The organism is Paenibacillus sp. CF384, assembly GCF_900106745.1.
Classification (GTDB): domain Bacteria; phylum Bacillota; class Bacilli; order Paenibacillales; family Paenibacillaceae; genus Paenibacillus_Z.
In genome coordinates this window covers 52,866-78,486 of the sequence record NZ_FNNV01000006.1, presented here as the reverse complement: position 1 = coordinate 78,486, position 25,621 = coordinate 52,866, and the positions used below count along the sequence as shown (strand labels likewise).

The following is a 25,621-nucleotide window of genomic DNA, read 5'->3' as shown; positions in this document are numbered from 1 at the left end:
ATTAAGACGGAGTTGGAGCGTATGCATGATGTCGAAGGCAGCGCGGAGTTGAAGTTCAATAACCGCGACCCTGTCTATCTTCAGGTAGTCAGGCACTTTAAGGAAGAGATCGCAACGGGGCGGTTGGAGAAAGGGCAGGTCATCCCGTCGCGCCGCGAAATAGCGGGTAAGCTGAGAATCAACCCGAACACGGCACAGAAGGCTTACAAAGAAATGGAGGAACAGGGATTGATCGTAACGGAGGGCAATTCCCCAAGCCGGATTACCACGGACGAACAGGTATTAAGCTTGATTCGAAGTGAACTTATTACAGATGCCGTCGATGCATTTGTTCAATCTATAGCCAAGATCCAAGTACCGGTCGATGAGCTGTTAGCCATCGTCAAGAGCAAAGTAGAAACAAGCTATACGCAAGCAAAGGAGGGGCAAGCATGATCGAGTTTAAATCGGTTCGCAAGAAATACGGCCGCAGAAAAGTGCTTCAAGATGTATCGTTTACGGCGAAAAAAGGTCATATTACGTGTTTGATCGGTATAAACGGGGTAGGCAAATCCACCGTTCTGAAAGCCATCATGGGACTGACACCAATTGACGGCGGCAGCATCCAAGTGGACGGAATGCCGGTGGGCAAGCATATTTACGAGCATGTCGCATACGTTCCGGACAATATCACAATGCCTCCTAACATGACCGTCGGTGAGAGCATGCAGTTCATGAAAGATTTCTACGCCAGCTGGAACGAGGCGCGCGCGGAAGAGATGCTGGTATTCTTCAAGCTGAAGCGGACCGATCGGATTTCCGAGCTTTCCAAAGGAAATACGGCCAAGCTGAATCTGCTGCACGGTCTGTCGCTGGATGTGGAGTACGTGCTGATGGACGAACCATTCTCGGGCATCGATGCGTTCAGCAGGGAGCAAATCGCAAACGTGTTTACAAGCAAGCTCGTGGAAGACAGAGGCGTTATTATTACGACGCATGAGATTAACGATATCGAGCATCTAATCGACGAGGTCGTGCTGTTGGACAACGGGGTCGTGATGAGGCAATTCAATTGCGAAGACATGCGCATGCAGGAAGGCAAGTCGGTTATGGATGTTATGAGAGAGGTGTACAACGGATGAATCGTTTTATGAAGCTGCTTCATATGGAGGTTTCTCGTTTTTGGAAGCTGTATATCACCTTGTTCGTGATGACGCTGCTCATGCAAAGCGGCGGCATTCTGTACGAGAGCAATAAATACATGCAGGTCGTAAAGGATAAAATGGGGCCGACTACGTCAACGTTTGCAAAGTTTGCTGCCGAGAACGGCGTAGTGACCTTTTCCGATATGATGGGCAGAGCGAACTTATTTATTCTTGCCCCCATCGCGCTTTGCATCGGCGGAATCGCGCTTTACGTATTTCTGATTTGGTATAGAGAATGGATGGGCAAAAACATGTTTATTTATCGGCTGTTGATGCTCCCTACGGAAAGACGCCATTTGTATTTGGCTAAGCTAAGCGCAATTCTGCTGTTCGTCTTCGGATTAGTGGCGTTTCAACTGCTCATTCTGCCGCTTGAAGCCCAATTGTTTACGGCTGTCGTTGACCCGGAATTGAGAGGGGTCTCCGAAACATTGACAACAGTCATCCAGAATCACTCGTTTCTTCAAGTTCTTGTGCCCCGTACCTTAACGGAATTTGTGTTGTACTATGGCAGCGGTGCCTTGTTCGTCATCATATTGTTCACAGCGATCCTGCTTGAGCGGAGCTACCGGTTGAAGGGGATCGTGGCAGGCGTCATCTACATCGGCGTTGCATGTCTGCTTCTGGTTGCACCGATGCTCATCATGAATCGAGATATTAACGATTATTTATACCCGAACGAAATTTTCATCATCGAGTTCGTTATTGCCGCATTGATCGGCGTAATGTCTCTTGCAATAAGCTTCTTCTTAATGAATAAGAAGATATCGGTATAGGAGGTTACTACACAATGAAACGCTATTGGTTTTCCATCTTGCTCGTCATCTTTATCCTTGGGAGCATAGGCACCTATTACGTGGGGGCTGCTACGCGAAGCTACCCGGACTTTAACCTGCTGACCGTTTCCGGTGACGATAATGAGGCGAAATCGCTTGTTCTGGATGGCATGACAAAGGCCTATGGTTCCCTTGTCATTAGTTCCAAAGGGAGCACGTATAAGCAGGAGGAGTCTTATTTCGAACAATTCTCGATGGCCAAGCGATACAGCTATAGTCAGGAAATGGTTCAACTGTTTAAAGAGCACCACGGCTTCATGCGGGCCAAAAGAAGCTCGAACTCCTTCTATCAAGATGAGAAGACGCTTGCCTATGCCTCCTTTAATAGCGGTTATGTAGACCGGAATTCGAAGTTCAACATCGCTACGCTTGACTTGACAACGAAGGATGAACAAAGCTTCGTAGCAGCGGTGCCTAACTATGAGCAATACGGCTATGCTTACGTGATGGATGTACAGCTGGATGGCAAGATGTTATACGTCTTTACCGTCAATTACCGAAAGAATGCCGATAACGGCCAAGGCTTTGGGAACCAGGAGATTCATAAATATACGGTGGATCTAAACGCGAAGAGCATTGCCAAAGATGACGTGATTCTGGCCGATAAGAAGCTCGATAATGGTCAATTCGTAAGATACACGATGGAGAGTTCAACACCTTATAACGCGCCTAATGATGTGCTTGTATTTAGACAACAGACGGAGAAGCACGTGAAGGATAAAGACGGAAATGAGATCGTAGAAAACACGAAGTCGGAGCTGCTCACGATGAATTGGAAGAGTGGACAAACGACGGAAGTGCCTGCTGTTGACCCGAGCATTTCCGACTATTGGGTGAATGCAACTACAGATTCGATCATTGTGATCGTGAAGCAAGAGAAGTCAGCCCTTGTGAAGCATTATGATCTGAAGACGCGCGAAATCAAGGAGCTCGTAATCCCTGTTCAGTCCTTATCGAGCTCGATGGTCAGTGGGGACCGGTTATATCTGATGTCCAAGGAAGCCGATGCCATCGATGTTGTCATTGCCGACTTGAAGCAAAGTAAAGTCGTCTATACCGGCAAAATCGACATTAACAAGCAAGGTGCGGAGCGTACAAAGCTTCTTAACGACCTGCAAATTTACTCGATGTATGTGATCAAATAATAGGAATGCCAAGGCCCTCGGAATCCCTCCGGGGGCTTGTTTGCGTTTACATTGCAGGTCAGCTTTGAGAATGACTTTCTTCTTGCGGGAGGGGGAATAAATTGGGGGGGCAAGGAGATACTGAACATTAATGTTTCTCCTTGGGAGGTAATCACGTTGACCCGAAACAAAGTCGAGATTTGTGGAGTGGATACCGCGAAACTGCCTGTCCTCACAAATGCGGAGATGCGGGAGTTGTTTACCGCATTGCAAACGCAGAACGAGTGGGCAGCAAGAGAGAAATTAGTCAATGGCAACTTGAGGCTAGTGCTTAGTGTGATTCAACGGTTTAATAACCGCGGGGAATTCGTCGACGATCTCTTCCAAGTCGGCTGCATCGGCCTCATGAAAGCAATCGACAATTTCGATCTCAGTCAGAATGTTAAGTTTTCCACCTATGCGGTTCCGATGATTATCGGTGAAATTCGCCGTTATTTAAGGGACAATAACCCGATTCGCGTGTCGCGCTCCTTGCGTGATATCGCGTATAAGGCACTGCAGGTGCGGGATAGCTTGACGAACAAAAACTCAAGGGAGCCGACGATTTTTGAAATTTCCGAGGCGCTGAACGTTCCGAAAGAGGATGTCGTTTTTGCGCTCGATGCCATTCAAGACCCGGTATCATTGTTCGAACCGATTTATCATGATGGGGGAGATCCCATCTATGTGATGGACCAAATCAGTGATGACAAAAACAAAGACGTGTCGTGGATTGAGGAGATTGCTCTTCGAGAAGCGATGCACAAACTAAATGAACGCGAAAAAATGATTCTGTCGATGCGTTTCTTCGAAGGGAAAACGCAAATGGAGGTAGCCGACGAAATCGGCATCTCACAAGCGCAAGTATCCCGGCTCGAGAAATCCGCGATCCAACAGATGCAGAAGCATGTTAAAACGTAAATCAACCAAAAGTGAAACGGCGCCTAGCGCCGTTTTTTTGCTATGTATCAGAACAGCTATAATTAGTGGCAAGCAGGACATTTTGCCCATTTAGCACATATATTGATAATAAGGTGATGAGCAGTTCTTTCGGAAGCGTGGTGAACGGTTAATGAAAATTTCGGATTTTCAGACGAAAGACGTTATCAATATTGTAGATGGACGCAAGCTGGGGCAGGTCAGCGACTTGGAGCTGGATTTGCGGCAGGGACGCATTGATTCCATCGTTGTACCGAACTACTCTCGTTTCTTCGGCTTGTTCGGCGGCGGCACCGATGTCGTGATCCCTTGGCGCAATATTGTAAAGATTGGCACGGATGTCGTACTCGTACGGATTGACGATGCGAAGGTGTACAAGACGGAGGAAGACGATGTGCAGGTTCGATAAGTTCGTCGATCTCAGCGCCTTGCGGGCGGGATGGCCGCTCGCAAGGAGGCTGCCATGCGTGGTACACTGGAAGTTGAGGTGATCGTATCATGGAACCATTTAAACATGTTGATGCAGCGAAGAGCCCTTCGCTTTTTTTATTGCCGCAATGGATAGAACGGTTTGATGGTTTGACGGTCGGGTTCTCCGGACGGGAAGGAGGCGTCAGCAGCGCTCCTTGGGAATCCCTGAATTGCGGGCTTCATGTCGGAGACGTACAGGATGACGTTGTACGCAATCGCGGCTTGCTCGCGGAGTCGCTCGGCTGGCCATTTGAAGCATGGACCTGCGCAGAGCAAGTACACGGCAATCATGTGCATATTATAGAAGCCGATGATCGCGGCAAAGGAAGAGCAAGCCGCGCTTCTTCAATTGCGGATGCCGATGCACTAGTCACCGACCGGAAGAATGTATTGCTGACTTCTTTCTACGCGGATTGTGTTCCGCTCTATTTCTTCGATCCTGTTCGTGAAGTGATTGCGCTTGCCCATGCCGGCTGGAAAGGAACCGTGCTTGAAATCGCCAGGTTGACCATCGAACGAATGGTCTCGGCCTTCGGCTGCGATGCAGCATCCATCCAAGCTGCGATTGGTCCTTCCATTGGGATGTGCTGCTATGAGGTGAACGATGTCGTGCTGGATCGCGTAATGCCGCTTATTGCTGGGTGGAATGTAGATCCTGCTGACATGGTCGTACCGACCACTGAAGGAAAAGCTAGGATAAACTTGAAAGAATTGAACCGACAGATTATGATAAAAGCAGGAATTTTGCCGAGCCGTATCGAATGTTCAGAGTGGTGCACCGGTTGTGCCACGAATCTGTTCTTCTCTCACCGAGTAGAAGGCGGTGCGACGGGCCGAATGGTGAGCTGGATCGGCATGAAAGAAGGAGACAAGTAAGGCGTGACGACTTTATCACATCGTATTGAAGAAGTGGAACGACGGCTCGCAGAAGCATGTGCAAGAAGCGGCCGGCAGCGTTCGGAGATTGGACTGATTGCAGTAACAAAGTACGTAGGCGTCCCCCAGACGCAAGCGGTCTTGCAGCAAGGTCTCGTTCATATGGGGGAGAATCGTTGGCAGGACGCGGCTGAGAAGTGGAACGCGATTACGGGCAGCCAGTGGGATACAAGCTTAGACCATGCGCCGTCCGGACAAGCTGTATGGCATTTCATTGGGTCACTGCAAACGAATAAGGTTAAAGAAGTCATAGGGAAATTTACATACATCCATTCCTTGGATCGTCTTTCATTAGCGGAGGCAATCGAGCGTAAAGCCGCGCAGCTTGCTATCAAGGTGCCTTGCTTTATACAAGTCAATGTAGCCGGAGAAGACAGCAAGCATGGCCTTCAGCCCGAAGAATTAATCCCTTTCGCCAAGCAGCTAGTGGCCTTTCCTCATATCGAGCCGGTTGGGCTGATGACGATGGCGCCGCTTGACGGCGAAGCCGAGCAATCCCGTCCCGTATTTCGCGGGTTAAGACAGCTTCGTGACGAACTGAATCGCAGCGCAGTATTAAGCAAGCAGATTGATGGTTTGTCGATGGGCATGTCGGGGGATTTCGAAGTAGCTGTAGAAGAAGGCGCAACATGGTTAAGACTAGGTACGGTATTGGTAGGACACAGCTAAGGATGCGTTACAGCAAGCGAGTACTTGGCACAAGCAGATTATTAGGGAAAGAGGGCGACGGGCATGATGAATAAATTTATGAGTTTTCTCGGCCTGCAAGAGGAAGAGGAAGTCGTAGAGCGCGAACGGATTGACAATCATGACGATCAAGATAATGAAACTTCTCCCTTCGAGCAACGTAAACAACCTGCAAAGGGAAATAATATCGTCAGTATTCATTCGCAGAAGAATGTGCGCGTTATTCTGAACGAACCCCGTTCGTACGAAGAAGCACAGGATATTGCGGACCACTTGCGCTCGCGTCGTTCAGTCGTTGTGAACCTGCAGCGCGTTCGTTCGGATCAAGCCGTGAGAATCGTTGATTTTCTCAGCGGTACGATTTATGCGCTCAACGGCGGCATTTCGAAGCTTGGTCCTAATATTTTTCTTTGCACGCCTGACTCGGTTGAAATTCAAGGCGCAATAACGGAAATGCTGGCAGATGAGCAAGATTACAAAAAAATGAGGTGACCTTGAGTTGGACGTAGGAAGTTTAATTTTAAACCTTTCACAGATTTATCAGTATATGATCATTGCTTACGTACTGTTGTCATGGCTGCCGAGCCTGCGTGAGAGCTTCATCGGCGAATTATTGGGTAAGCTGGTTGAGCCGTATTTGGCACCATTCCGCAGATTTATCCCCAATATCGGCGGAGTGATTGATATCTCCCCGATCGTTGCTTTGTTTGCCCTTCGTTTCGTGGCTTTGGGATTGATTTCGGTCATCGAGATGTTTATCTAATGAAAAACGACATTTATGTCCATTTCCATCCGGATGAGCGGCCCTTCGTGGACCGCGCCTCGGAATGGATTGAACGAGCAGCATTCGGTCACGAAGTGAAAGTGACCGATTTTCTCGATCCAAGGCAGGCCGATATCGTAGCGTCATTAGTCAATCGGCGTGCAGATGTTGGTCTTCGCTTTGTAGGCGGCTATGAAGGCGCGGAGCGTAGAAGGGCCATTATTGCGCCTGATTACCGCGATCTCGAGAATGAGCCCGAAGGGATTGCCTTAATCGAAGTGACCGGCGGTACGCAAGGTCATTTGGAGCTGGATCATGGCGATTACCTGGGTGCACTACTGGGACTGGGCATTAAGCGTGATCGGATCGGTGATCTTCACGTTCATGAGGACAGCTGCCATTGTTTAGTCGTTTCGGAAATTGCCGATTATATTAATATTCATTTGCGACAAGTCCACCGTGTTCATGTCCTGACGGACATCCTTCCTCTGCACCAGCTGCGGCCTGCGATTTCCGCGATGGAGGAAATGAATTTGTCGGTGGCTTCTTTGCGTCTTGATGGTATCGCCAGTGACGTTCACCGAATCAGCCGAACCAAGATTGTGGATCCTATTAGGGCCGGAAGATGCCGCGTGAACTGGAAGGTAGAAGAGGATCCTTCCACGCCGCTCAAGGAAGGCGACGTCATTTCGATGCAGGGACTTGGCCGTTTCAAAGTGCTTATTGTAGAGGGGATTACGAAGAAAGGCAGAGTTCGGGTCAAAATCGGCAAATTTATCTAATCGTTTGCAGGAAAATGGCTCCATCTGTCGAAATTAGAAGTAAACTCAGGAAGGATACGGCTTAAGGCGCTAGTCCCACACGGGGATACCCTAAGCATGGTCCCCTTCGACTACAATCAGGAGGTGCCCCAATGCCGCTTACGCCATTGGACATACATAACAAGGAATTTGGCAGACGACTTCGCGGATACGATGAAGATGAAGTAAATGAATTTCTTGATCAAGTCATCAAAGACTATGAGGCGCTCATTCGCGAGAACAAGGAAATTCAGAATCAAGCATTGTCCATGCAGGAGAAGCTGAATCATTTCTCCAACATTGAAGAAACGTTAAGTAAGACGATCATTGTGGCGCAAGAAGCGGCTGATGAAGTGAGAAGCAATGCGAAGAAAGAAGCGCAGCTCATCGTCAAGGAAGCCGAGAAGAATGCGGACCGCATCATCAATGAGTCGCTTAGCAAGTCCCGTAAAGTGGCGCTTGAGGTAGAGGAGCTTCGTAAACAAGCTTCGATCTATCGTGCCAGATTCCGGACGCTCGTGGAAGCGCAGCTTGAGCTGCTAAGCCATGACAGCTGGGATACATTGGATGGTCCGGCTAGCTTAACGAGTGAAATCGCCCGCGGCGTGTAATTATTGTTGCGAATGGTTTGACAATTGTTTAGGATTCGCGTATAAATGGTAATAATCAATCTATACGATCAATTCGTTGACGAGAACGAGTACGTTTCTGTAAGCTCCACAGAGAGCCGGTATTTGCTGAAAGCCGGTGTGTGAACAGTTGCGGAATATCCTCTCCGAGAAGAACCGCCGAACCTTATGGATGCCATAAGCAGTAAGCAGTTCCGGAAGTCCACCGTTACAAGGAACTCGGATGCATGCATCCGTGACGAAGGTGCCAAGCATAGCGGCGCGTCGATTTGCCGTCTCCGGAAGAGAGCGGTGAAGAAGAACGCAGCTACACTTGGAACAAGGGTGGTATCGCGAGCTATAGTCTCGTCCCTTTACAGGGGCGGGGCTTTTTTTATTTTTCAGGAGAATGAAAGGGGTATGAGCGTATGCAACGCGTCGATGTCAAAGAGAAAGCAAGAAGTCGTGACTCCAGGGTACTGGCCAAATGGAGAGAAGAAGAGACGTTTAAGCAGTCGATCACGAACCGGGAAGGCAAGCCGAATTTTGTCTTCTATGAAGGGCCGCCGACCGCGAACGGAGCTCCGCATATCGGTCACGTGCTGGGACGCGTAATCAAGGATTTCATCTGCCGCTACAAGACGATGGATGGCTACCGTGTCGTTCGTAAAGCAGGCTGGGATACGCACGGATTGCCGGTCGAGCTTGGCGTTGAGAAGCAGCTTGGCATCTCCGGTAAACAGGAAATCGAGAAATACGGCGTAGAAGCCTTCATCACGAAGTGCAAAAACAGCGTATTCGAATATGAGCGTCAATGGCGTGAACTGACAGAAGCAATTGGCTATTGGACCAACATGGATGATCCGTATATCACGCTGAACAATAACTACATTGAGAGCGTATGGCATATCTTATCGACGATTCATGGCAAAGGACTTCTTTACCGCGGTCACCGAGTTAGTCCATACTGCCCTTGCTGCCAAACGACACTTAGCTCGCACGAGGTTGCGCAAGGGTATGAGGATGTTAAGGACCTAAGCGCTACTGTGAAGTTCAAACTGGTTGATTCCGAGGAGTACGTACTCGCTTGGACGACAACTCCTTGGACGCTGCCCGCGAACGTGGCGCTTGCCGTTAATCCGAACTTGGATTACGCGCGCGTGCTGAAGGATGGTCAAGTTTATTTCGTCGCTGAAGCGCTTGTAGAGAGCGTAATGAAAGGCGATTTCGTCATCCAGTCCACTGTAAAAGGGGCAGAGCTGGTCGGCAAGAAATACGAGCCGCCATTCAAGTACGCACAAATCGAGAACGGCCACTTCGTCATCCCGGGCGACTTTGTCAGCGATACGAGCGGTACAGGTATCGTGCACATTGCTCCTGCGCACGGCGAAGAAGATTACAAGGCAGCCCGCCTGAATGGCGTCAGCTTCTTGAACGTGGTGGACAATGCAGGCCGTTATATCGATGTGGTTACGGATCTGGCCGGACGTTCCGTGAAAGAATGCGATGTCGACATCGTGAAGATGTTAAGCGAACGCGGCTTGCTCTTCTCCAAGGAGCGTTATGAGCACAGCTATCCGTTCTGTTGGCGCTGCAAAACGGCGCTGATCTATTATGCAACAGACAGCTGGTTCATCGAGACAACTGCGGTTAAAGATCAACTGATCGCGAACAACGCAGGTGTAGAATGGTATCCGGGCCACATCCGTGAAGGCCGTTTCGGTAAATTCCTCGAGGACTTGGTCGATTGGAATATCAGCCGTAACCGTTACTGGGGAACGCCGCTTAACGTGTGGATTTGCGACAGCTGCGGCGGGCAGCATTCACCGGGCAGCAGGGCGGACCTGGTTGCGCGCTCCACATCGCCAATCTCAGAAGACATTGAGCTTCATAAGCCATACGTGGATGAAGTGAAGCTGCACTGCCCGCATTGCGAAGGCGGCGTGATGACGCGTACTTCCGAAGTCGTGGACGTTTGGTTCGACAGCGGTTCTATGCCATTCGCGCAATACCATCAGCCGTTTGAGAAGCAGGAAATCTTCGCTGAGCAATACCCGGCGGACATCATCTGCGAAGGTATTGACCAAACGCGCGGCTGGTTCTTCAGCTTGCTGGCTGTATCTACGCTGTACAACGGTAAGGCTCCGTATAAAGCGGTTATTTCCACCGGTCATATTCTGGATGAGAACGGACAGAAGATGTCCAAATCCAAAGGGAATGTTATCGACCCTTGGGAAATCATTAACGAATACGGAACGGACGCATTCCGCTGGGCGCTTCTGGCTGACAGTGCGCCGTGGAACAGCAAACGGTTCTCGCGCGGTATTGTAGGCGAAGCCAAATCCAAAGTCATCGATACCATCGTCAATACGCATGCGTTCTTCGCGCTGTATGCTTCGATCGACGGTTACGATCCTGCTGCACAACCGGCACGCGTATCCGCGAACAAGCTGGACCGCTGGATTGTATCCCGCTTGAACAGCTTAACTGCACAAGTGGAGAAGAGCCTGTCCGTCTATGACTTCCTCAATGCTGCGAAGGGCATTGAAACTTTTGTAGACGAGATGAGCAACTGGTACATCCGTCGTTCCCGTGACCGTTTCTGGGGCAGCGGGCTGACAGATGACAAGTTGGATGCCTATGGCACACTTCGTACCGTATTGCTTACGGTTTCCCGCTTAATCGCGCCGTTCGCACCGCTGGTAGCCGAAGATGTATATACGAATCTCGGAGATGGCAGCAGCGTACATCTGGCGGACTACCCGAAAGCCGACGAAGCGGCGATTGATGAAACGCTGGAGCGCGATATGGAAACAGCGAGACAAATCGTCGAGCTTGCCCGCAATGTCCGCAACGAAACGGGCATCAAAACACGTCAGCCGTTATCGGAGCTAATCGTAGCGCTTGACAATGAATTTGACCTTTCGCCGTATGAAGCGATCATCAAGGATGAAATCAATGTGAAGTCGATCACGATTGCGAGCGGCGACACCGGATTCGTTGACTTTGCGTTTAAGCTCAACCTTAAAGTAGCAGGGAAGAAGTACGGCAAACATGTCGGACCGATCCAAGGCTACTTGAAGTCGCTGACGCCGGAGCAAACGAGCGGCATTATGAAAGCAGGCGTGCTGACATTCGCGTCGCCGGATGGAGAGTCGCTTGAGATCGCTCTTGATGAGCTGCTCGTGGAGAAGCAGGCTAAATCCGGTTTTGCGTCGGCATCGGGTTACAATTTAACGGTTGCGATCAATACCGATATCACGCCTGAGCTGGAGCAGGAAGGTTTGGTTCGCGAAGTGATTCGTGCCGTGCAGGATACGCGCAAGAAACTTGATCTTCCGATTGAAATGCGCGTTCATCTCGTTCTGGATGTCGATGCGGAGCTGCTTGCAGCGCTGCAAGCCTTCGAGTCGGTGCTGTTCGAGAGCGTTCTGCTGCGCAGCGTGGAGTACGGCAGCCAGGCAGACATGGAGCGCGTATCGCTCGGAGAGAAAGAGATTGGAATTTCTGTCGTAAGGGTATAGTAACCTCATAACAGCAAACAACACGAACGCCCATGAAGACGAACGGCGAGCGGCAGCATTGCCGCTCCCGAACTGCTGCATGGGCGTGATTCTTGTTTGCTTTAAGCCCTGGGGAGGGATCCTTCATGACAGAAGAAAATAAAGATTTAATCGGCGTTCGTCACGCTTTGGATGCGCTCGAGAAACGGCTGCAGAAAGTTGCCTCAGAGATGGAGCGTTCGCAAATCGCAGATTATGTGCAGCTTCTTAACCGCCCATACTCGCTCATGTGGCGCAATTTGCTCGGCGGCACGGCGCGAGGCGTCGGAATCGCAATTGGATTTACGTTCTTTGCGGCAACGATACTCTATGTGCTGCAGCTGCTCGGTGCACTTAATTTGCCGATCATCGGCGATTATATTGCAGACATTGTCCGCATCGTCCAGCATCAGCTGGAGGGGAAGACTTATTAAGCGTAAGGACTTCATTGCTGTTCGAGCATATGATCGCCTTCCTCATGCTCCATATAGTTATAATATTCCCGATTGCGGACAACACTGATATGCTTACCTGTAATGTCTGTAGCCAGGAAGCTTTCGAGCGGCTCCACATAGCCGTCGGCTTCGCCCGATTCGATGCCGATCTCGTCGTAAGATGAAACATTCGCATTCTCGGACATGGCCGGCGAGTCGGAGTTGCCCCAGCTCTCCACGATTTGCCAGGCATCCTCTCCGTCGAAGCCGTTATATCCATCTTCGTGCTCATCCATGCTGGAGCGGCCAAATCCCGGTGCAAGGAATTGTTCCTCAATCGGACGATGCTCAGAAATGTCTTGCCTAGGTGAATGCGCAACGCAGTACAGTGAATCAGGCAGGGCTTGCAAGCGTGCGAGCGGAATATCACTCCCGCATGTTCGACAAGTCCCGTAGCTGCCTTCTTCCATAGCGGTTAGTGCAGCATCGATGCGGCTAAGATGTAATTCCTCTTGTTCATGAAGAGCGAGGTCTTTCCCGCGCTCATACGTCTCTGTTGCGGCATCCGCGGGATGATTATCATACGCCGACAAATCGCCGGATTCATCTCTGAGCGATGCGGAGAATCCATAATGCTCGCTGCTTGCAAGCCGCTGTTCACTCGCAGCTTTCTCCACGACAAGGCGGCTGCGTAAATTTTGGAGCTGGGAATTCGTAAGGTTCGTCATGATAAGTGCCCTCTCTTCACATTGGCATGATGGCATGCTTGATGTCGTTTAGTTTCCCAATAAAGGCGCTGTTTTAGAGGCGGGTATTCATGGATGAAATGGCAAAGGCATGCGGAAATTGTCCTAGTCTGTATGAGCTCTCCTATGCTACAATGTTGAGGACAAGGGGGCATATGCGATGAAATATTATTACTATTGGCTAGCGGTTATTGTATTCGCAATTGACTACGTGACCAAACAATGGATTGAGAAAAGCCTAACGATCGGTGAAACGAAGCATGTGCTCGGCGATTTCTTTATCATTACTTCCATCCGCAACAGAGGTGCCGCGTTCGGCATTCTGCAAGAGCAGCGTTACTTGTTTATCTTGATTACGCTTATCGTTCTGGGCGGTATCATCTGGTATATGATGAAGAACCGCGATTCCGGTAAAGGTTTGCTGCTTGCTGGTCTTGGTCTCGTACTAGGCGGTGCACTTGGCAATTTCTTGGAGCGTGCGCTTTACGGCGAGGTTGTCGATTTCCTGCAGTTTACGTTCGGCAGCTATGTATTCCCTATATTCAACATCGCCGATTCCGGTATTTGTATCGGGGTAGGTATGATTTTGCTGGATGCGCTTCTGACATCCAAGAGAGAGAACGGAGATTCAAAACCAAATGGACAAGAAGAACCTAATGGACAAGGGCACCAATTTATTCAATGATGAGGCTTTGAGTTTTACCGCGATTGAAGCGGACGCCGGCGAACGGCTTGATAAATTTGTTACAGAGAGCATTGAAGAAGGCTCCGTATCCCGCACGATGGTGCAGGATTGGATTAAATCCGGCGCCGTTCTGGTCAATGAGCGTCAAGTGAAAGCGAATTACAAGCTAGCCGTGGCCGACGTGGTCACGGTTATTATTCCTGAACCGGAAGAAGCGGTAATTGAGGCGCAGAACATTCCGCTGGATGTCGTTTATGAAGACAGTGATGTCATTGTCATTAACAAACCGCGCGGCATGGTCGTTCACCCTGCACCTGGTCATTATTCAGGAACAGTCGTGAATGCGCTCATGTACCACTGCAAAGATCTGTCCGGTATTAACGGTGTGCTTCGCCCGGGGATCGTGCATCGGATCGATAAGGATACTTCCGGCCTCATCATGGCCGCGAAGAACGATCTGGCGCATGCTTCACTGGCTGCGCAGCTTAAAGCCCATACGGTGACGAGAAAATATCTCGCCCTCGTGCACGGAACGATGCCGCATGAGCATGGTACGGTTGATGCGCCAATCGGGAGAGACCCTCAGGATCGGAAGGTCTTTATGGTAACTCAGCGGGGCAGTAAAGAAGCGGTGACGCATTTCCAAGTGGCGGAGCGTCTCGGTGATTTTACACTGCTCGAGCTGAAGCTGGAGACAGGACGGACACACCAGATTCGCGTGCATATGAAATACATCGGGCACCCGCTTGCAGGCGATCCAATTTACGGCCGCAATAAGACAATTGGTCTTAAAGGACAAGCGCTGCATGCGGCTGTTCTCGGTTTCGATCATCCTCGCACAGGGGAATACATGGAGTTTTCTGCGCCGATTCCACCTGACATGGAACATGAGCTGATGATCCTGCGTCAACGGTAGTTGTGTAATAGTACAAACTTTTCACTATTTTCTTTATGTGGTTCAAGGCTTACGTTACGCTATGATGATATCAAACTGTAAGCAGTGACAACGAAAGGTGAGATGGATCAAATGACTCAAATCAATCACAACTATACGCAGCTGCAAGGGAGCTACCTGTTCTCTGAAATTGCAAAGCGCCGTACTACGTTTATTCAAAACAATCCGAATGCTCAAATTATCAGCCTCGGTATCGGCGACGTAACACGTGGTCTGCCGGATGCGGTAACGAAAGCGATGCACGCTGCTGTTGATGAGCTGGCGAATCCGGGTTCATTCCGCGGCTATGGTCCGGAACAAGGTTATGACTTCCTGATCAATGACATCATTAACAATGACTATAAAGCGCGCGGTATCGACATTGCGACGAATGAAGTATTCGTCAGCGACGGTTCCAAATGCGACGTGGGCAACATTCAAGAAATTTTCAGCCAAGATGCGGTTATCGCGGTTCAAGATCCGGTATACCCTGTATACGTGGACACGAACGTTATGGCTGGCCGTTCCGGCAAGTTCAACAAAGAAACGAACCAATACGAGAACATCGTCTATCTGAAATGCGACGCGTCGAACAACTTCACGCCAAGCCTGCCGGAGCGCAAAGTGGATCTGATCTACTTGTGCTACCCGAATAACCCGACAGGTATGACGCTGTCGAAGGAAGAGCTGAAGCGCTGGGTTGACTTCGCCAAAGCGAACGACTGCATCATCTTGTACGATTCGGCTTACGAGGCATTCATTCAAGAAGCAGATGTTCCACGCAGCATCTATGAAATTGAAGGCGCCAAAGAAGTAGCCATCGAATTCCGCAGCTTCTCGAAGACCGCCGGCTTCACAGGCGTTCGTTGTGCTTACACCGTTGTTCCGCGCGAGCTGAAAGCCAAGGACGCAGACGGTAACGTAATGCTCGTTAATGATCTGTGGAATCGCCGCCATACAACGAAGTTCAATGGCGTTTCCTATGTGACACAGCGCGGTGCTGCTGCGATCTATACGCCGGAAGGCAAAGAACAAATCGGAGCGATCATTGACTACTATATGACGAATGCGGGCATTATCCGTGAAGGTCTTGCGTCGCTTGGTCTTGAAGTGTTCGGCGGCGTTAACGCGCCTTACATCTGGCTTAAGACTCCTAACGGTCTTGACTCATGGGCATTCTTCGATAAGCTTCTGTCTGAAGCGAATATCGTGGGTACGCCGGGCGTCGGCTTCGGTCAAAGCGGTCAAGGCTACTTCCGCCTGACAGCGTTTGGCAGCCGCGAGAATACGGAGAAAGCCGTAGAGCGGATTACAAAGCTTAGCCTATAGTAGAAGAAAACTTACGCAGCGTCTTCGGACGGGGCGTAAGTTTTTTCTTTATGGAGCAATATACATAGTATTGAATATAAATCCGCCACCCGTGCAAAAGAACCTTGACAGCTTTTGTCGAACGTGGGATAATTCTTCTGATAAACAATATGTACCTTTAACTCAGTCCAGAGAGGCTGGCAAGGTAACGTGAATCGTTTATTCGCATCTTATAGCAGGACAACTTCCCACTTGCGCTGTGTGCGCAAGTGCAGCTTGTCTAACAGCTGCTTAGATGCGAGTCTAATGAACGTGAAACTCCTTGCGCACCCGCAAGGAGTTTTTTTGTGTGATAGTCGTTGATGGCATGGACTCAAGGAGGCGGAAGAAGCGCATGGATGAGCAGCATCGCGTCATTATGGATGAGACGGCAATACGCCGCGCGCTGACTCGAATTGCCCATGAAATTGTCGAGAAGAACAAAGGAATCGACAATTGTGTACTCGTAGGCATTCGAACGCGCGGCATCTATTTGGCACAACGTATCGCGGAACGGATTCACGAAATTGAAGGACTTCCAGTCGAAGTTCAAGAGCTCGACATCACCTTGTATCGCGATGACCGAGAAGCAGGCAGTTCAGGAGCAGCACAAGGCAGTGCGACGACCGTGAGTGTAAAGAATAAGCGAGTCATCCTCTTCGATGACGTTCTCTACACGGGCAGAACCATCCGAGCAGCCATGGATGCGTTGATGGATATGGGCAGACCGCAATCGATACAGCTCGCCGTGCTGGTTGATCGAGGCCATCGCGAGCTGCCGATCAGACCGGATTATGTAGGGAAGAACGTACCGACCTCTAAACAGGAGCAAATCGAGGTTTTTCTCCAGGAAGTCGACGAGAACGATCAAGTGACGATTATCCATTAAGGGGGTAGGCTTTAATCATGACAACCGCAACATTAGTCAAGCAGAGAAGCTTGCTGGGACTTAAAGAACTGAGTAAAGAAGAAATCAGCTCCATCTTGGACCGCGCCGCTTATTGGGAGGCAAGCTCCACGAAAGTCGAACCGGTTCAGCAAGGCAAGTTTGTCGCCAATATGTTTTTTGAGAACAGCACCAGAACGAGATTCTCCTTCGAGGTTGCCGAGAAACGACTCGGTACGGAAGTGCTGAACTTCTCCGCCGCGGTCTCGAGCGTTCAGAAGGGCGAATCGATTTACGATACGGTACGCACGCTTGAATCCATGGGAATCGACGCAGGCGTCATCCGCCTTAAGCCAATCGGCGTTCTGGCCGAACTCGCACAGAAGATTAAAGTGCCTCTGATCAACGCAGGCGATGGAAACAACGAGCATCCGACACAGGCGCTGCTCGACCTATATACGATGCGCAAACAATTCGGCGAGTTGAAAGGGTTGACGGTATCGATCATCGGAGATATTCAGCACAGCCGGGTTGCACGCTCCAATTTGTACGCTTTGCAGAAGTTTGGCGTCAATGTCCGCTTCTGCGCTCCCGATACGATGAAGGCAGCCGAGCTTGATGCCCCGTATGTTTCGATAGAAGAAGCGCTTCGCTCCGATGTCGTCATGATGCTGCGCGTGCAGCTCGAACGCCACGAGAGCGGCATACTAAGCTCAGCAGAATCCTACCGCGAGCAATTCGGATTGACGGAAGAACGAGCGGCGACATTAGCGCCGCACGCCATCATCATGCACCCTGCACCAATCAATCGCGACGTTGAAATCGACGACGCACTGGTCGAACATCCGCAATCCCGCATTTTCCCGCAAATGGCCAATGGCGTACCGATTCGGATGGCGGTCATCGAACGAGCACTAGCATAACTAACTGTGGAAGCCGAAAGGAGAAAACGATCATGGCACTATGGATATTAAACGGACTCGTTTGGGACGAACAGACAGGTGAGACAGCACGAAAGCACGTTCGAATTGAGAATGGACTGATCGCTGCGATTGCCGATGCGGCTTCCGGTGAGCCGGATACTACCGGCCACGACATTATTGATGCGCAAGGAAAGCTGATCTCCGCAGGTTTCATCGACATGCATGTCCATCTGCGCGAGCCGGGCTTCGAATATAAAGAGGATATCGCAAGTGGTACACGCTCCGCGGCTAGAGGCGGTTTCACAACGATCGCATGTATGCCGAACACGCGTCCCGTAACGGACACGCCGGAGACGGTGCGCTACATACTGGATAAGGCCAAGAGCGCAGGAATCGTTAACGTGCTTCCTTATGCAGCCATTACGAAGAACGAGCTTGGCCGCGAGCTGACCGACTTCGCAGCACTCAAAGAAGCTGGCGCGATCGGGTTTACCGATGACGGCGTCGGCGTACAGAATGCACAAATGATGAAAGATGCGATGAACCTGGCTGCTTCGATGAACATGCCGGTAATCGCACACTGTGAAGACGATTCGCTCGTTGTCGGAGCTGCCGTAACGGAAGGCAAGTTCGCAGCAGCGAACGGGCTTAAAGGAATTCCGAACGAGTCCGAAGCGATCCATGTAGGACGCGACATTTTGCTGGCAGAAGCCACTGGGGTTCACTATCATGTCTGTCACGTAAGCACGGAGCAATCGGTTCGCTTAATCCGAATGGCTAAGCAAATCGGCATTAAAGTGACAGCTGAGGTTTGCCCGCATCACTTGATTCTCTCCGATGAGGATATCCCAAGCATGGATGCCAATTGGAAAATGAACCCGCCGCTGCGCACGCCGCGCGACGTACAAGCGGTTATCGAAGGTCTAGAAGATGGCACGCTGGACATGATCGTTACGGACCACGCGCCGCACAGTGCGGAAGAGAAGGCACGCGGCATGATGCTGGCGCCTTTCGGCATCGTCGGTTTCGAAACGGCATTCCCGCTTATGTATACGAAATTCGTCCAAACAGGCAAATGGTCGCTAGGCTTCCTGCTTAAGCGGATGACATCAGACCCGGCGCGCGTCTTCGGACTTCGCAGCGGTGTTCTGGAAGCAGGCGCACCTGCTGACTTGACCATTGTTGATCTCGAGAATGAGCGTGAGGTTAACCCGGAGAGCTTCGCATCGAAGGGCAGAAATACACCATTTGGCGGCTGGAAGTTGTCCGGCTGGCCGGTAGTTACCATCGTAGACGGAAATGTCGTTTGGACAGAGACACAAGAATAGTAAGCAACTTGATAACTAGGAGTGATACGGATGCAAGCAAGATTGTTGTTGGAAGACGGCACGCTGTTTACAGGACTCGGCTTTGGCGCTGAGGGTCAATCTGCCGGCGAGGTTGTTTTTAATACAGGGATTACAGGTTACCAAGAGGTACTTTCCGATCCGTCCTATTGCGGACAGATCGTCACGATGACATATCCTTTGATCGGCAACTACGGCATTACGCGCGACGATTTCGAAGCGGTACGCCCTTACATTCACGGCTTCGTCGTTCGCCGCCATGAGCCGGTACCAAGCAACTGGAGAGCGGAATACACGCTTGATCGTTTGCTGAAGGAATACGGCATTATCGGAATCAGCGACATCGATACTCGGATGCTGACTCGTAAGCTGCGCCACTACGGCACAATGAAAGGGATGCTGACAACAGGCAATGAGCGTATTGAAGAGCTTGCTGAGCGTTTATCCCTGACTCCGCTGATGCGCGATCAAGTTGCTCGCACATCGACGAAGAGCATCTTCTCCAGCCCAGGCGAGCGCGAGCGTATCGTACTGGTCGACTACGGCGCGAAGAGCGGTATTCTCCGCGAACTTACGAAGCGCGGTTGTGATGTAGTCGTGGTTCCTCACGATACAACAGCAGAGCAGATTCGTCGCCTGAACCCGGACGGCATTCAATTGTCGAACGGCCCTGGGGATCCGAAGGATGTACCTCATGCGGTTACGATGATTCAAGAGCTGCTTGGCGAATACCCGATCTTCGGGATCTGCCTTGGCCATCAATTGTTCGCACTTGCATGCGGCGCCGATACGGATAAGCTGAAATTCGGTCACCGCGGTGGTAACCACCCGGTTAAAGAACTGGCAACAAGCCGCTGCTACATCACCTCGCAGAATCATGGTTACACGGTTCTAGAGGGTTCCGTAGCCGGAACGAAGCTGGAAGTTACGCATATCAACAACAATGACAAGACGATCGAAGGTTTGAAACATAACGAATTCCCTGCCTTCTCGGTTCAATACCATCCGGAAGCCGCACCTGGACCTTACGATTCCAGCTACCTGTTCGATGAATTCCTAGAGATGATTCGTGAACATAAAAGAAACAACCCGCAAAAGCCTCGTCAAGCACAATTGGCGGCATCATTGAGAGGAGAGCTGCAATATGCCCAGAAATAATAAGCTGAAGAAAATTCTCGTTATCGGTTCCGGTCCTATCGTCATCGGGCAAGCTGCAGAGTTCGACTATGCAGGCACACAGGCTTGCCAAGCACTTAAAGAAGAAGGCTACGAGGTTGTTCTGATCAACAGCAACCCGGCTACAATCATGACGGATACGAACATGGCGGATAAAGTATACATCGAGCCGATTACACTTGAGTTCGTCACTCAAATTATCCGTCAAGAACGTCCGGATGGTTTGCTGCCAACGCTTGGCGGCCAAACCGGTCTTAACATGGCTGTTGAACTGGCGCGCGCCGGCGTACTGGAACGCGAGAACGTTCAACTGCTGGGTACGCAGCTTACAGCAATCGAGAAAGCGGAAGATCGTGATCTATTCCGCGATCTGATGCGCGAACTGGAGCAGCCGGTACCTGAGAGCGTTATTGTAACAACGGTACAAGAAGCTGTGGAATTCGCTAACGAGATTGGTTACCCGATCATTGTTCGTCCGGCCTATACGCTGGGCGGAACAGGCGGCGGGATTTGCGCAAGCGAAGAAGAGCTGCTTGAAACGGTAGCTTCCGGTATTCGCTACAGCCCGATCGGCCAATGTTTGATCGAGAAATCGATCGCAGGCATGAAAGAAGTCGAGTATGAAGTTATGCGCGATGCGAACGATAGCTGTATCGTCGTATGTAACATGGAGAACTTTGATCCGGTGGGCGTTCATACAGGCGATTCCATCGTCGTAGCGCCAAGCCAAACGTTGTCCGACCGCGAATATCAAATGCTGCGTTCGGCGTCGCTGAAGATTATCCGCGCACTGAACATCGAAGGCGGCTGTAACGTACAGTTCGCATTGGATCCGTTCAGCTACCAATACTATGTCATCGAAGTTAATCCGCGTGTAAGCCGCTCGTCGGCGCTCGCGTCCAAAGCGACTGGCTACCCAATCGCGAAGATGGCTGCCAAGATCGCAATCGGCTACACGCTTGACGAAATCGTCAACCCGGTAACCGGTCAAACCTATGCATGCTTCGAGCCAACGCTGGATTACATCGTATCGAAGATTCCTCGCTGGCCGTTCGATAAATTCATCTCGGCAAACCGTAAACTGGGTACCCAAATGAAAGCGACTGGCGAGGTTATGGCGATCGGCCGTACGTTCGAAGAGTCCATTCATAAAGCGGTTCGTTCCCTGGAAATCGGCACACACCGCATTCACCTGAAAGAAGCACATGAGCTGCAAGACGATGTGCTGCGCCTTCGCCTTGCGAAGCCGGATGACGAGCGGATGTTCCTCGTAGCGGAAGCATTCCGCCGAGGCTACAAGCTGCAGGACATTCAAGATTTGACGAAAATCGACTGGTGGTTCCTTGACAAAATCGAAAGCATCGTCGCATTCGAAGCTGAGCTTCGCAGTGCAGCTGTTCTGACGAACGAGCAGCTCTATGCTGCAAAACGCAAAGGCTTCTCTGACCGCTCCATTGCAGAGATTCGTAAAGAAGGCAACCAAACAACGTTCACGAACGAACTGGAACTGCGTCAGCATCGCCTTGCGCAAGGCATCAAACCGGTCTACAAAATGGTTGATACTTGCGCAGCTGAGTTCGAAGCAACGACACCTTACTACTACTCGACGTATGAAGTAGAGAATGAAGTAACGGAAACAACGAAACAGAAAGTGCTCGTGCTTGGCTCCGGACCGATCCGGATCGGTCAAGGTATCGAATTCGATTATTCGACTGTACATGCGGTATGGGCGATTCAGAAAGCCGGCTATGAAGCGGTAATCATCAACAACAACCCGGAAACCGTATCGACGGATTTCAGCACTTCCGACCGACTGTACTTTGAACCGCTCTTCTACGAGGATGTTATGAACGTCATCGAACAAGAGAATCCGATTGGCGTTATCGTTCAATTCGGTGGTCAAACAGCGATTAACCTTGCTGCACCACTGACCAAAGCAGGCGTTCGCATCTTGGGCTCCAGCCTGGAGAGCATCGATGCTGCCGAGGATCGCAAGAAATTCGAAGTGCTCTTGAATGAACTGAACATTAAACAACCGAAAGGCAAAACAGTCATTTCCGTGGATGAAGCGGTTGAGACTGCACAAGGCCTAGGTTATCCGGTGCTTGTTCGTCCTTCGTACGTCCTGGGCGGACGGGCTATGGAAATCGTATATTCCGATGAAGAGCTTCTCACGTACATGGTGCAGGCGGTCAAAATCAATCCGGAGCATCCGGTACTGATCGACCGTTACATGCTGGGTAAAGAAGCAGAGGTTGATGCGATCTGCGACGGCGAAACGGTTCTGATTCCAGGAATCATGGAGCATGTTGAGCGCGCAGGGGTTCACTCCGGCGACTCGATCGCGGTGTACCCGCCGCAATCCATCTCGGCGGAATTGCAGCAGAAGATGGTCGACATTACGATCAAAATCGCTAAAGGCTTGAACGTTATCGGATTGGTGAACATCCAATTCGTTATCTTCCAAGACGAAGTCTATGTAATCGAAGTAAATCCGCGCTCCTCGCGTACGGTTCCGTTCCTGAGCAAAGTAACGAACATTCCGATGGCGAACCTGGCGACGAAGGCAATCCTGGGCGAGAAGCTCGCTGATCTTGGTTACGAAACAGGTCTGTGGCCTGAAGATGACTATGTATCGGTTAAAGTTCCTGTCTTCTCCTTCGCGAAACTGCGCCGCGTTGACCCTACACTGACGCCGGAAATGAAATCGACCGGTGAAGTTATGGGCCGCGATCAACAATACGCGAAAGCTCTATACAAAGGCTTGGTTGGCGCCGGCATGCGTATCCCGCCAACAGGCTCCATCATTGCTACGGTAGCGGATAAAGACAAACCGGAAGCGATCGAAATTCTGCGCGGCTTCTACGAACTGGGTTACAACATCGTCGCAACGGGCGGTACCGCAACAGCGCTTGAAGAAGCGGGACTGCGCGTACAAACCGTGAATAAACTGAGCGAAGGCTCGCCGAATATCTTGGATCTGATCCGCGACGGTAAAGCACACTTCGTAGTGAACACGCTGACGAAGGGTAAGACACCTGAGCGCGACGGCTTCCGGATTCGCCGTGAAGCGGTGGAGAATGGCGTCGTATGTATGACATCGCTCGATACCGTTCGCGCGCTGCTTAACATGCTGGAGACCATCAACTTCTCCTCGCGTCCAATGCCTGTACTTGCACAGAAATAACCAATAGAATGGCCGTAATTGGCCGCGAAAGCCTGCCTTCAAGCAGGCTTTCGCCATGCCTGTAAAGACATAGGAAGGGGCTGACGAGAGATGAAGCTGAGCAGAGAAGAAGCGGCTGGCCGCATTATGGTTGCACTGGATTACCCGGATGCAGCTGCTGCAGAAGCGTTGGTGAACAGCTTAGAAGGTATTCCGTGCTACATGAAGGTTGGCATGCAGTTGTTCTATGCGGCAGGTCCAAGCTTCGTGATTGGACTGAAGGAACGCGGCTATAAAGTGTTCCTGGATCTGAAGATGCATGATATTCCGAACACGGTCAAAGGCGGAGCTAACAGCATTACGAAGCTTGGCGTGGATGTGTTTAATGTACATGCAGCAGGCGGCGTGGAAATGATGAAAGCCGCCATGGAAGGTGTGGAACAAGCGCTTGCGAGTGATTCCAGACTGGCTCGGCCTCTTGTTATTGCCGTCACACAGCTGACAAGCACAAGCAAACAAGTCCTCAACGAAGAGATCGGCATCAGCGGTTCGGTTGAAGAAGCTGTCGTTCGCTACGCGCAGCTGGCTAAACAAGCCGGACTTGGCGGCGTTGTGGCATCACCGCAGGAAGTACAAACGATTAAAGCGGCTTGCGGTGCGGATTTCCGCACGATTACGCCGGGTATTCGCCCGGCAGGAGCTGCTCTGAATGACCAATCCCGCATTATGACGCCTCGCGAGGCGATTGAGCAAGGTACCGATTATATGGTTATCGGAAGACCGATTACCGCTGCCGAGAACCCGCGGCTTGCATTGGAATCCATTATTGAGGAGCTGATCTGATTGACTACACCTATATTGGAACAATTACCACGCGAGATTGCCAAAGGATTGCTGCAAATTAACGCCGTTGCCCTTCGCCCGAATGAGCCGTTTACATGGACAAGCGGGATGAAATCTCCGATCTATTGCGATAACCGCCTCACCATGTCCTACCCGGAAATTCGCGACCTAATTGCAGAAGGTTTTGCAACGGTTATCCGCGAGCAATTCCCGGATTGCGAAGCAGTTGCCGGTATCGCAACAGGCGGCATCCCGCATGCGGCGTGGGTGGCACAGAAGTTGAACCTGCCGATGCTCTATGTACGTGACAAAGCGAAGGGCCATGGCAAGACGAATCAGATCGAGGGTGCCTTCAAGCCGGGGCAAAAGGTTGTCTTGATCGAGGATTTGATCTCCACAGGCGGAAGTTCCTTGAAAGCCGCGGTTGCCGTTCGTGAAGCAGGCTGCGAGGTGCAAGGGGTTGTAGCCATCTTCACCTATCAGTTCCCGAATGCGATCGCAGCATTCGCCGAGGAAGGCATTCCGCTTGCAACGTTGTCGAACTATTCGGCGCTGATCGAAGTTGCAGCCGAGCAAGGGATTGTTCAGCAGAGCGATATCGCGGTGCTGCAGTCGTGGCGTGAGAATCCGCAAGCATTTGGCGTATAAGAATAGGGAAGTTAGGGTCCGGAGCAGCTGCTCCGGATTATTTTTTTATTATTAACATTTGCTCCGAATTGTTTCATCCGTCTCTTAATCAGGTTATATTTAGGTTACACACGTCATAGACTAGCCTATACCAAATAAGAGATTGCGAGGAAGCCACTTATGAATACGATGTATGAAAGGCTGCTCAGATCGACCGAGGATTTGCTTTATCGTGTGCGCATTTACGATCGTAACTTGACCAGAAGCGAGGAAATCACGCAATTGGATGAGGCGTATGGGTTGATGAGCACGGCCCTGCTTCGTTCCCAAGGCAGTGATGATCATAGCATGGAATATTTGGCCTCACGACTGCAGCAAGTTAGACTGCGCTTAATCACGATGATGGAGGATCTCCTTCATCCTGCATAAACCGTTTACGAGCTTCCGGAAAAATGTCTTGCCAACCTCGAAATCGGCTGGTAATATGTTACATTAAACGGAAGGGTTTCTAGGGATCCGCACATGGCGAACCGAGCGAAACCGGCAAACGACGATATGTCATGCTACACCGTAGGGATA

26 protein-coding genes and 1 other annotated feature are annotated in these 25,621 nt (G+C 50.7%); of the genes, 25 read left to right on the top strand and 1 reads right to left on the bottom strand.

What is annotated here, in order from left to right; translation table 11 throughout:
- The first annotated feature begins 21 nt into the window (after window positions 1-21).
- From BLW29_RS12205 to BLW29_RS12140, 14 genes are all read left to right on the top strand, one after another.
- Window positions 22-435 carry a GntR family transcriptional regulator gene (locus BLW29_RS12205; protein ID WP_090979797.1) on the top strand — a complete coding sequence of 138 codons (414 nt, stop codon included), beginning with the start codon at window positions 22-24 and terminating at the stop codon, window positions 433-435.
- On the top strand, window positions 432-1,121 hold the full coding sequence (locus BLW29_RS12200) for an ABC transporter ATP-binding protein (protein ID WP_090979795.1): 690 nt from the start codon (window positions 432-434) through the stop codon (window positions 1,119-1,121). The genes BLW29_RS12205 and BLW29_RS12200 overlap by 4 nt, the downstream gene beginning before the upstream one ends.
- Window positions 1,118-1,960 carry a hypothetical protein gene (locus BLW29_RS12195; protein WP_090979793.1) on the top strand — a complete coding sequence of 281 codons (843 nt, stop codon included), beginning with the start codon at window positions 1,118-1,120 and terminating at the stop codon, window positions 1,958-1,960. Before BLW29_RS12200 ends, BLW29_RS12195 begins: the two co-directional genes overlap by 4 nt.
- A 14-nt stretch (window positions 1,961-1,974) precedes the next feature.
- Window positions 1,975-3,165 carry a hypothetical protein gene (locus BLW29_RS12190; protein WP_090979791.1) on the top strand — a complete coding sequence of 397 codons (1,191 nt, stop codon included), beginning with the start codon at window positions 1,975-1,977 and terminating at the stop codon, window positions 3,163-3,165.
- 156 nt (window positions 3,166-3,321) lie between these two features.
- Window positions 3,322-4,104, top strand: a complete 783-nt coding sequence (gene sigG / locus BLW29_RS12185) for an RNA polymerase sporulation sigma factor SigG (protein ID WP_090573745.1) — start codon at window positions 3,322-3,324, stop codon at window positions 4,102-4,104.
- Window positions 4,105-4,255: 151 nt separating this feature from the next.
- Window positions 4,256-4,531 (top strand): YlmC/YmxH family sporulation protein, encoded by a 276-nt coding sequence (locus tag BLW29_RS12180; RefSeq protein ID WP_090979788.1) that lies wholly within the window; start codon window positions 4,256-4,258, stop codon window positions 4,529-4,531.
- A gap of 89 nt (window positions 4,532-4,620) precedes the next feature.
- Window positions 4,621-5,469 carry a peptidoglycan editing factor PgeF gene (gene pgeF, locus BLW29_RS12175; RefSeq protein ID WP_090979786.1) on the top strand — a complete coding sequence of 283 codons (849 nt, stop codon included), beginning with the start codon at window positions 4,621-4,623 and terminating at the stop codon, window positions 5,467-5,469.
- Window positions 5,470-5,472: 3 nt separating this feature from the next.
- On the top strand, window positions 5,473-6,198 hold the full coding sequence (locus BLW29_RS12170) for a YggS family pyridoxal phosphate-dependent enzyme (protein WP_090979784.1): 726 nt from the start codon (window positions 5,473-5,475) through the stop codon (window positions 6,196-6,198).
- Between the two features lie 63 nt (window positions 6,199-6,261).
- Window positions 6,262-6,708, top strand: coding sequence for a cell division protein SepF (locus BLW29_RS12165; RefSeq protein ID WP_090979782.1), 447 nt, complete (start codon window positions 6,262-6,264; stop codon window positions 6,706-6,708).
- Between the two features lie 7 nt (window positions 6,709-6,715).
- The gene (locus BLW29_RS12160) at window positions 6,716-6,979 is read left to right on the top strand and encodes a YggT family protein (protein ID WP_256208555.1); all 264 of its coding nucleotides are present in this window, start codon (window positions 6,716-6,718) and stop codon (window positions 6,977-6,979) included.
- Window positions 6,979-7,761, top strand: coding sequence for a YlmH family RNA-binding protein (locus BLW29_RS12155; protein ID WP_090979778.1), 783 nt, complete (start codon window positions 6,979-6,981; stop codon window positions 7,759-7,761). The genes BLW29_RS12160 and BLW29_RS12155 overlap by 1 nt, the downstream gene beginning before the upstream one ends.
- A gap of 131 nt (window positions 7,762-7,892) precedes the next feature.
- Window positions 7,893-8,390: a DivIVA domain-containing protein gene (locus BLW29_RS12150; protein WP_090979776.1), complete on the top strand. Its 498-nt coding sequence runs from the start codon at window positions 7,893-7,895 to the stop codon at window positions 8,388-8,390.
- 67 nt (window positions 8,391-8,457) lie between these two features.
- Window positions 8,458-8,764, top strand: a binding site (T-box leader).
- Window positions 8,765-8,815: 51 nt separating this feature from the next.
- Window positions 8,816-11,911, top strand: coding sequence for an isoleucine--tRNA ligase (gene ileS / locus BLW29_RS12145; protein WP_090979774.1), 3,096 nt, complete (start codon window positions 8,816-8,818; stop codon window positions 11,909-11,911).
- Between the two features lie 125 nt (window positions 11,912-12,036).
- Window positions 12,037-12,363 (top strand): DUF5665 domain-containing protein, encoded by a 327-nt coding sequence (locus BLW29_RS12140; RefSeq protein WP_090979772.1) that lies wholly within the window; start codon window positions 12,037-12,039, stop codon window positions 12,361-12,363.
- 11 nt (window positions 12,364-12,374) lie between these two features.
- Here the strand turns inward: BLW29_RS12140 and BLW29_RS12135 are convergent, their stop codons facing one another.
- Window positions 12,375-13,091 carry a TraR/DksA C4-type zinc finger protein gene (locus BLW29_RS12135; protein ID WP_090979770.1) on the bottom strand — a complete coding sequence of 239 codons (717 nt, stop codon included), beginning with the start codon at window positions 13,089-13,091 and terminating at the stop codon, window positions 12,375-12,377.
- A 178-nt stretch (window positions 13,092-13,269) separates the two neighbouring features.
- Between BLW29_RS12135 and lspA the strand changes: the two genes are divergently transcribed.
- The 11 genes from lspA to BLW29_RS12080 all read left to right on the top strand — a co-directional run bounded on the left by lspA (window position 13,270) and on the right by BLW29_RS12080 (window position 25,471).
- Entirely contained in the window at window positions 13,270-13,794 is a 525-nt protein-coding gene (gene lspA, locus BLW29_RS12130) for a signal peptidase II (protein WP_090979769.1), read from the top strand.
- Window positions 13,748-14,710 carry an RluA family pseudouridine synthase gene (locus BLW29_RS12125; protein ID WP_090979767.1) on the top strand — a complete coding sequence of 321 codons (963 nt, stop codon included), beginning with the start codon at window positions 13,748-13,750 and terminating at the stop codon, window positions 14,708-14,710. The genes lspA and BLW29_RS12125 overlap by 47 nt, the downstream gene beginning before the upstream one ends.
- Before the next feature lie 111 nt (window positions 14,711-14,821).
- Complete coding sequence (locus BLW29_RS12120) at window positions 14,822-16,057, top strand: LL-diaminopimelate aminotransferase (RefSeq protein ID WP_090979764.1); 1,236 nt, start codon at window positions 14,822-14,824, stop codon at window positions 16,055-16,057.
- A gap of 373 nt (window positions 16,058-16,430) precedes the next feature.
- Window positions 16,431-16,964, top strand: a complete 534-nt coding sequence (pyrR, locus tag BLW29_RS12115; RefSeq protein ID WP_090979762.1) for a bifunctional pyr operon transcriptional regulator/uracil phosphoribosyltransferase PyrR — start codon at window positions 16,431-16,433, stop codon at window positions 16,962-16,964.
- A 17-nt stretch (window positions 16,965-16,981) separates the two neighbouring features.
- Window positions 16,982-17,884, top strand: a complete 903-nt coding sequence (locus BLW29_RS12110; RefSeq protein WP_090979760.1) for an aspartate carbamoyltransferase catalytic subunit — start codon at window positions 16,982-16,984, stop codon at window positions 17,882-17,884.
- 32 nt (window positions 17,885-17,916) lie between these two features.
- Entirely contained in the window at window positions 17,917-19,212 is a 1,296-nt protein-coding gene (locus BLW29_RS12105; protein WP_090979758.1) for a dihydroorotase, read from the top strand.
- 30 nt (window positions 19,213-19,242) lie between these two features.
- Window positions 19,243-20,388, top strand: coding sequence for a glutamine-hydrolyzing carbamoyl-phosphate synthase small subunit (gene carA / locus BLW29_RS12100; RefSeq protein WP_090979756.1), 1,146 nt, complete (start codon window positions 19,243-19,245; stop codon window positions 20,386-20,388).
- Window positions 20,375-23,593: a carbamoyl-phosphate synthase large subunit gene (gene carB / locus BLW29_RS12095; RefSeq protein WP_090979754.1), complete on the top strand. Its 3,219-nt coding sequence runs from the start codon at window positions 20,375-20,377 to the stop codon at window positions 23,591-23,593. Before carA ends, carB begins: the two co-directional genes overlap by 14 nt.
- Before the next feature lie 90 nt (window positions 23,594-23,683).
- Window positions 23,684-24,415, top strand: a complete 732-nt coding sequence (gene pyrF, locus BLW29_RS12090; RefSeq protein ID WP_090979753.1) for an orotidine-5'-phosphate decarboxylase — start codon at window positions 23,684-23,686, stop codon at window positions 24,413-24,415.
- Complete coding sequence (pyrE, locus tag BLW29_RS12085; protein ID WP_090979751.1) at window positions 24,416-25,063, top strand: orotate phosphoribosyltransferase; 648 nt, start codon at window positions 24,416-24,418, stop codon at window positions 25,061-25,063. It begins immediately after the preceding gene.
- Window positions 25,064-25,222: 159 nt separating this feature from the next.
- Window positions 25,223-25,471 carry a hypothetical protein gene (locus BLW29_RS12080; protein ID WP_090979749.1) on the top strand — a complete coding sequence of 83 codons (249 nt, stop codon included), beginning with the start codon at window positions 25,223-25,225 and terminating at the stop codon, window positions 25,469-25,471.
- The last annotated feature ends 150 nt before the right edge of the window (window positions 25,472-25,621 follow it).